The sequence below is a fragment of the Modestobacter sp. I12A-02662 genome, from assembly GCF_041028325.1.
Taxonomy (GTDB): Bacteria; Actinomycetota; Actinomycetes; order Mycobacteriales; family Geodermatophilaceae; genus Modestobacter.
In genome coordinates, this window is record NZ_JABGDE010000009.1 from 254906 (window position 1) to 262901 (window position 7996).

Annotated in this window: 6 protein-coding genes; 2 read left to right on the plus strand and 4 right to left on the minus strand. The window is 73.0% G+C overall.

The genetic code is table 11. The features are described from left to right. Window positions 1-8: 8 nt before the first annotated feature. The 4 genes from HL189_RS15475 to HL189_RS15490 all read right to left on the minus strand — a co-directional run bounded on the left by HL189_RS15475 (window position 9) and on the right by HL189_RS15490 (window position 6107). A complete protein-coding gene (locus HL189_RS15475; RefSeq protein ID WP_369134594.1) occupies window positions 9-953 on the minus strand; it encodes an ABC transporter permease in 945 nt (314 codons plus the stop codon). Next, on the minus strand, window positions 950-3928 hold the full coding sequence (locus HL189_RS15480; RefSeq protein WP_369134595.1) for an ATP-binding cassette domain-containing protein: 2979 nt from the start codon (window positions 3926-3928) through the stop codon (window positions 950-952). The genes HL189_RS15475 and HL189_RS15480 overlap by 4 nt, the downstream gene beginning before the upstream one ends. 92 nt (window positions 3929-4020) lie before the next feature. Then, window positions 4021-5070, minus strand: a complete 1050-nt coding sequence (locus tag HL189_RS15485; RefSeq protein WP_369134596.1) for a BMP family protein — start codon at window positions 5068-5070, stop codon at window positions 4021-4023. Between the two features lie 53 nt (window positions 5071-5123). After that, a complete protein-coding gene (locus HL189_RS15490) occupies window positions 5124-6107 on the minus strand; it encodes a ribokinase (RefSeq protein WP_369134597.1) in 984 nt (327 codons plus the stop codon). 245 nt (window positions 6108-6352) lie between these two features. Between HL189_RS15490 and HL189_RS15495 the strand changes: the two genes are divergently transcribed. Together HL189_RS15495 and ybaK are read left to right on the plus strand one after the other, a co-directional pair. Continuing rightward, window positions 6353-7354: a LacI family DNA-binding transcriptional regulator gene (locus HL189_RS15495; RefSeq protein WP_369134598.1), complete on the plus strand. Its 1002-nt coding sequence runs from the start codon at window positions 6353-6355 to the stop codon at window positions 7352-7354. A 28-nt stretch (window positions 7355-7382) separates the two neighbouring features. Beyond that, window positions 7383-7859, plus strand: a complete 477-nt coding sequence (gene ybaK / locus HL189_RS15500; RefSeq protein ID WP_369134599.1) for a Cys-tRNA(Pro) deacylase — start codon at window positions 7383-7385, stop codon at window positions 7857-7859. Window positions 7860-7996 lie beyond the last annotated feature (137 nt).

The window sequence follows — 7996 nt, forward strand, 5'->3', positions numbered from 1 at the left end:
TACGGCGGTCAGGCGACCTGTGGCGTCGGGGTGGCCGACGCCTTCGCCCCCCGGATGCGGCGGAACTGGATGCCCGCGACCACCAGGGCGAGGATCGTGATGACGTAGGGGGTCATCAGCGCCAGGTTGGAGTTGAACCCGGCGATGCCGAGCTGGTCGGCCACCGCGTCGGCCGCACCGAAGATGAAGGCGGCCACCATCGTCCGGACCGGGCGGGCCAGCCCGAAGGTGAGCGCGGCGACGGCGATGAACCCGCGGCCCGAGGTCATGTCGGCGGTGAAGCTGCCCAGGGTCGCCATGGCGAGCTGGGCGCCGGCCGCGCCGCACAGCACCCCGGAGATGAGGATGCTCTGCGCCTTGACCCGGGTGACCCGGATGCCCGCCGCGGCGGCCGCGTCGGCGTCCTCACCGACGGCGCGCAGGTGCACGCCGAAGCGCGTCCGGTACAGCACGAGGGAGGCGAGCGGCACGCTGAGCAGCGCCAGCCAGACCAGCGCGGTCTGGTTGTTCAGCGCCGTCCCGAGCACCGGCACGTCGGCCAGCGGGCCGAGGGAGATCCGCGGCAGGGTGATGCTCGCCGACGGCGGGGTCACGCCGGGGTTGCCGTAGAGCACCTGCAGGAGGAAGACGCTCAGCCCCGCGGCCAGCAGGTTCACGCCGATGCCCACGACGATGAAGTCCGCCTTGAGCCACAGCGTGCCCGCCGCGTACACCAGCGACAGGGCCAGCCCGGCGAGCACGGCGGCCACCACGCCCACCAGGGCGCTGTCGAACGCCGAGCCCACGGAGATGGCGGTGAAGGCGCCGATGAGCATCATGCCCTCGAGCCCGATGTTGAGGATGTTCCCCTGCTGGGTGAACGCCCCGCCGATGGCCGCCAGCAGCAGCGGCGCCACCTTCATCAGGATGACGAACAGCGTGCCGGCCGTGAGGATCTGCTCCAGGGCGCTCATCGCACGTCCTCGCGGGAGTCGGTGGTGTCGGTGCGGACCGCCGTCGCGCCGTGCGCGGCGGCGCCCGAGGGGGGTGGCGGTGTCGCGTCCGGACCGGACCGGGCGGCCGGCGCCACGGGGGTGCTCTCCTCGGCCTCGCTGGCCAGGACGACGGGCGCGGTCGCCGCGGCGGTGGCCCCCTGACGGCGGAGCGGCAGCAGCGCGAGCACCCGCTGCCGGGTGCGCCGGTCGACCACGAACACCGCGGTGATGAGCAGGATGATGATGCCCTGCAGCACGTTGACCAGCGGGAAGGGCACCGACGTGTTGATCTGCATGGCGTTCGAGCCGGCCATCATGTCGGCGTAGAAGGCGGCGGCGAGGACCGCGGCCCACGGGTTGAGCCGGGCGAGCAGGGCCACCGTGATGCCCAGGAACCCGTACCCCGGCGAGAAGGTGAGCAGGAACCGGCCGCCGTTGGGACCGAGCACGAAGATCGCGCCGGCGAGGCCGGACACCGCCCCGGAGAGCGCCATGACCTGGACGCTCATCTTCCGCGGGCTGACCCCGGTGTACTCCGCGAAGCGGTTCATCTCACCGAGCTGGCGGACCCGCAGGCCCCACACCGAGCGGGTGAGGACGAGCCCGAGGGCGACCACCGCGACGAGCGCGATGACGAGGTCCATCCCGATGCCGAACTGCGGGTCGAACATGGTGAACCGCGCCTGCGGGGCCACCTTCGGCGAGCCGGCCAGCCCCGCGGTGGGGTCCTGGAACGGCCCGGTCACCAGGTAGCCGGTGAGCAGGATGCCGATCGTGCTCATCATCAGCGTGGTGACGATGATGTCCACCCGCCACAGCGCGAGCAGGGCACCGGGGATGAAGCCCCACACCAGGCCGCCCACCATGCCCCCGAGCAGGGTCAGCACGATCAGCACCGGCCCCGGCAGCGAGGTGAAGGTGAAGGCCACCCAGGCGCCGGCGAAGGCGCCGACGAACAGCTGGCCCTCCCCACCGATGTTGAAGAAGCCGGCCCGGAAGCTGATGATCACCGCCGCCGAGAGCACGGCGAGCGGGATGAACTGGGCGATCAGCGCCCCGATGCCCTGCGGGCGGCGGAAACTGGAGAAGAACAGCTGGTCGTAGGCGGCCAGCGGGTTCTCCCCGAGGGCGAGGATCACGCCCGCGCCGATGAGCAGCGCGATGGCCACGGCCACCAGGGGCTGCACCGACCCGCGCAGCGCCGTGAGGGCACCCCGCCGGAACTTGGCCTGCCAGCCCTCCTGCGGCGCCGCCACGTCGTCGTCGGCACGCACGGGGGCGGCCGGCGGCGCGACCGGGGCATCGTCCGCGGTGGACGGCCGCACCTCGGCCGCGGCGGCCTGCACCCGCTCCTCGACCTCGTCCGCGGCGACGTCCCCGTGCGTGGAGACCAGGGCGGCGACCTGCTCGTGGCTCGCCTCGGCCTCGCGGACCTCCTCGGCGCTGGGCCGGACGCCCGCCATCGCCAGGCCGACCGCGGCTTCGCTCATCGTCTCCTGGGTGAACTCGGCGATGATCTCGCCGCGGTACATCACGAGCAGGCGGTCGGACAGCGACATGACCTCGTTGAGGTCCGCGGACAGCAGGAGCACGCCGCTGCCCTGGTCCCGGCGGGACACGATCGCGTTGTGGACGAACTCCATCGCGCCGACGTCCACGCCGCGCGTGGGCTGGCTGACCATCAGCAGCGTCGGGTCGCTGGCGAACTCGCGGGCGATGATCACCTTCTGCACGTTGCCGCCGGACAGGGTGCCGATCGGCGTCGACGGACCCGCCCCGCGGACGTCGAACTCCTCGATCAGGCGCCCGGCGAAGGCGTCCGCGGCGCGGCCGCTGACCCAGCCGCGGCGGGCCACCGGCGGGGTGAGGTGGGTGGGGATGACGTTCTCGGTGACCGAGAGCGCCGGCCCGGAGCCCACGAAGTCGCGGTCCTCGGGGATGTAGGCCAGCCCCGCGGCGCGGCGGCTCGCGACGCTCGTGGAGGTGATGTCGGTCCCGGCCAGGGTGACCCGGCCGCCGTCGACGGACTGCATGCCGGCGATCGCGGCGGCGAGCTCGGACTGGCCGTTGCCCTCGACGCCGGCGATGCCGACGATCTCGCCCGAGCGGACGGTCAGCGACAGGTCGTCGAGCACGGTGACCCCGCGCTCGTCCACCACGGTGAGGCCGTCGACCTCCAGCACCGGGGCGCCCGGGCGGGCGGGCGTGTGCGCGATGCGGAGCAGGACCTCGCGGCCCACCATCATCTGCGCGATGTCGGTCTGGGAGAGCCCGGCGGCCGGCAGGGTGTCGATCACCCGCCCGTCGCGGATCACGGTCACCTCGTCCGCGATCGCGAGCACCTCGCCGAGCTTGTGCGAGATGAACAGGACCGCGCAGCCCTTCTCCGCCAGCGACCGGACGACGACGAACAGGTCGTCGGTCTCGCCCGGGGTCAGCACGGCGGTGGGCTCGTCCAGGATGAGCAGCCGGGTGTCGTGGCTGAGGGCCTTGAGCACCTCGACCCGCTGCCGGAGGCCGACCGACAGCGACGCGACCTTCGCCCGCGGATCGATCTCGAGGCCGAACTGCTCGCTGAGCGCGGCCACCTCCCGCTCCATGCGGCTGGTGTCCACGGTGCCCCGCGCGGTGCGGAGCTCGCGGCCGAGGAAGACGTTCTCGGCCACGCTGAGCGACGGGATCAGCTTGAAGTGCTGGTGCACCATGCCGATCCCGAGCTCCGCGGCCTTCTTCGGGCTGGAGATGGACACCTCGGCGCCGTCGAACACGATCTGCCCGGAGTCGGGCTGCGCCGTGCCGGCGATCATGGTCATCAGCGTCGTCTTGCCGGCGCCGTTCTCGCCCACGAGGGCGTGGATGCGCCCGGGCTGCACCGACAGCGAGATGTCGTCGTTGGCCACCTTCGGCCCGAAGGCCTTGGTGATGTTCCGGAGCTCGAGGAGCGGGATGGCCATGGGGCGTCTTCCTTCGGGGGCGAGCACGTCGGTGTGCGTCGAGCGGAGGGGTGCCGGCCGGCCACGGCGGGCCGGCCGGCACCCGTTCGGCGTCAGAGCGCGGTCGGGACCTGGATCTCGCCGTCGATCACGCGCTGGGCGTACTCGGTGATCTGGTCCTGGATCTCCTGCGGCACGGTGTCGCCGTTGTCCTCGAAGGTGAGGCTCACCCCGTCGTTGGCCAGCCCGTACTCGGTGACCTCACCGAAGGCCAGCTCACCGGCGGCGTACTGCTCGACCGCCGACTGCAGCGAGACACCGATGTTCTTCAGCATCGAGGCCAGGACGTGACCCGGGTGCAGGCCGTTCTGGTTGGAGTCGACGCCGATTGCGTACTTGTTCGACTCCTCGGCCGCCTTCAGGACACCGATGCCGGCACCGCCGGCGACCTGGAACACCACGTCGGCACCCTGCTCGTACATGGCGGTCGCCTGGTCGAAGCCCTTGTTCGAGTCGGTGAAGTCACCGACGTAGGAGACGAGGACCTCGATCGAGGGGTCGACCGTCTCGACGCCCTTGCGGTAGCCCTCGGCGAAGTCGTTGATGATCGGGATGTCCATGCCGCCGACCAGACCCACCTTCTTGCTCCCGCTGGAGAGCGGGAACGCCTCGGTGTTCGTGGTCGCCTGCGCCGCCAGGACGCCGGCGAGGTACGAGCCCTCGTTCTGCTTGTAGACGATCGAGGCGACGTTCGGGGCCTCGACGACGCTGTCGTAGAGGACGTAGTCCTGGTCGGGGTACTGCGGCGCGGTCTCGGTCAGGATGTCGACCATCTGGGACGTCCCGGTGATCACCAGGTCCCAGTCACCGCCGGAGACCGACTCCAGGTTCGACTTCCACTGGGCCGGGTTGTTGGCGTCCGCCTGGATGTTCTGGATCTTGCTGCCGGCCTTCTCGATCTCGGCCATGCCGCGGGCGGCGTCGTCGAAGAACCCCTGGTCGCCCAGCGGCCCGTTGATGACGTTGGCGACCGCGGGCGCGTCCGAGCCGCCGCCCGACGCGCTCCCCCCGCTGCCCGCGTCGTCCCCGCCGCCGCACGCCGTGAGGCTGAGGGCGACGACGACCGCGGCCGCGAGACCGCCCATCATGCGCTGCTTCTTCATGCTGTGCTCCTTTGCACGTGTCTGGAAGTGCTGGTCCGTTCCGGTCCGGGTCGTCATCGCTGCTCGGCGGGGGCCTCCTCGCTGAGGAGGGAGCCCTCGGGCTCGGTGGGGCCACCGTCGCCGGCGCTGCGCACCGCGGCGAGGACGGCGGCCCGGTCGGGCATGGCGGTCGTCGCGCCGAGCGCGCCCACCGACCGGGAGGCGGCGTGCACGGCCCAGCGCGCCGCGGTCAGCGGCGGCTCGTCCCGGCTGAGCGCGTCGGCGAGGGCACCGATGAACGTGTCACCGGCACCGGTGGTGTCGACCACGGGGACGACCGGGGCCGGGACGGAGGCGACCTCGCCGCCGTCCCACACCAGGCAGCCGCGGGCGCCGAGGGTGACCACGACGAGGCACTGCCAGCCCGAGGACGCGAGCCGGGAGCCGAGCTCCGCCGGGTCCTCCGGCAGCGGGTGACCCGCCACGACCTCGTACTCGGTCTCGTTGAGGACCAGGACGTCCACGAGGTCCAGCAGCTCGGCGGGGAGCTGCCGGGCGGGCGCCGGGTTGAGCAGGAACCTGCCCCCGGAGAGCCGGGCGGCGGCGGTGACCGTCTCGACCGGGACCTCCAGCTGGGCCACGACCACGCGGGCGCCGCGGACCACGTCGCCGGCCGCCTCGACGTGGGCCGGGGTCAGCCGCATGTTGGCGCCGCCGACCACGATGATCGTGTTCTCGGCGGCCTCGTCGACCACGACCAGCGCCCGGCCGGTCGGCGTCCCGGGCTCGACCTGCAGGTGGGTGACGTCGACGGAGCCGCGCTCCAGCGCCGCCCGCACCTCGCCGGCCTCGGCGTCGTCACCGATCAGCCCCACGAAGGCGACGCGACGCCCGAGGCGGGCCGCCGCCACGGCCTGGTTGCTGCCCTTGCCCCCCGGGAACTGGGCGAAGTCGTCCGCGGACACGGTCTCGCCGGGCAGCGGGAGCCGCGCCACGGAGGCGACCAGGTCGATGTTGACGCTGCCGACCACGGCAACGTCCACCTGCGTTGGCGTCATTGCCACACCCTCAGGGGTCGGGACGGGGAATCGATTTCTCAGTCGAGAGGGCATGTAAGCCGCTGCTGCCGCCGGTGTCAACCATCACACCACCTCGGGATGATTGCGGTCCGGTAACGGCTCACCTGCGCCCCCGCCCGGCCGGATGACCTGCACGAGCGAGCCGTCAGGCCAGTGACGATGCCGGTGACGGCGGCTACAGTGCGCCCGTTCATGAATCGATTTCTGACGGGGAGGAGGAGCTGATGGGCCGGAGCATCACCGTGCGGGACGTGGCCGCCGCGGCCCAGGTCTCCCCGGCCACCGCGTCCCGCGCGCTCGCCGGCCACCCGTCGGTGAACCCGGAGATGGCGCGCCGGGTGCTCAAGGCGAGCCGGGAGCTGGGCTACAGCGCCAACGTGTTCGCCCGGGCGCTGCGGACCCAGCGGACCGACACCATCGGGATGGTCGTCCCCTCGATCAGCAACCCCTACTTCGTCGCGGCCGTGGAGGCGGTCGAGCAGGTGCTGGCCGAGACCGACCGGTCGCTGATCCTGTGCGACTCCCGGGACACCGTCGCCACCGAGGCCGCCCGCATCGACCTGCTCGTCGGCCGCCGGGTGGACGGGCTGATCGTCGTCCCCGTCTCGGCGCACGACTCCGTGCCGGCCCTCCGGACGGCGGCCGCGGAGGTGGCGGTGACCCAGTTCGACCGCATCGCCGAGGCGGCGGGGACCGACTTCGTCGGCGGGGACAACGACGACGGCGTCCGGCAGTGCGTCGAGCACCTGCGGGAGCGCGGCTGCCGGACGTTCGCCTACATCGGCGCCCGGCCCACCACGAGCACCGCCGACGAGCGCCTCCGCGCCTTCCGCCGGTTCGCCGGCGACGGCGTCGCCCCCGACCGCGGGTTCCTCCTCGGGGAGTTCAACGCCGAGTGGGGGCGGGAGGCGGCCCGGACCCTGCTGGACGACGGGCCGCTCCCGGACGCGATCGTGTGCGGCGCCGACGTCATCGCGGTGTCCCTGCTGACCACCCTGCGCGCGGCCGGCGTCGAGGTCCCGCGGGACGTGAAGCTGGTCAGCTACGACGACTCGAGCATGGGGCAGCTGACGGTGCCGCGGCTGACGTCGGTCCACCAGCCCGTGGACTCGATGGCCCGGGAGGCGGTGCGGCTGCTCGACGGGCGCCGGGAGGACGGCAGCCTGCCGGCGCGGAAGAGCATCTTCGCGCCGGACATCGTGGTCCGGGAGTCCACCGGCACCTGAGGTGCCGGCTGGGCTAGGTTCCCCGTCCGTGGCGGCGACCCCGGCGGTGCGGGCCCTCGAACGGGCCGCGGCGCCCTTCACCCTGCACGAGTACGACCCGGCCGACGGTGCCGGGGGGCACGGCTACGGCGAGGTCGCCGTCGCCGCGCTGGGCGCCGACCCGGCCCGGGTGCTCAAGACGCTGGTCACCCGGGTGGACGGGACGCTCACCGTCGCCGTCGTCCCGGTGAGCGCCCAGCTGGACCTCAAGGCGCTCGCCGCGGCCGCCGGCGGGCGCCGGGCCGCGATGGCCGAGCCGGCCGACGCGGAGCGCGCCACCGGCTACGTGCGCGGCGGGATCAGCCCGCTGGGCCAGCGCAAGGCGCTGCCGACCGTCGTCGACGAGTCCGCGCTGGGCTTCCCGACGGTGCTGGTCAGCGCCGGGCGCCGGGGGCTGCAGGTGGAGCTCGACCCGGCCGACCTCGTCCGGCTCACCCGGGCGCGAACGGCGCCGATTGCCCGCTGAAGGAGGTCGCGCCCAGCATCTGCCCCGTGGCCCCGTCTCACCGCCGGCCCTGATGGCGGCTTCAGGGACACCTCAGAGGTGGGCCAGGTGCATGGCTACGTCGTGCGTCACTGACGCGTCCGTGTCGGACCGGGAGG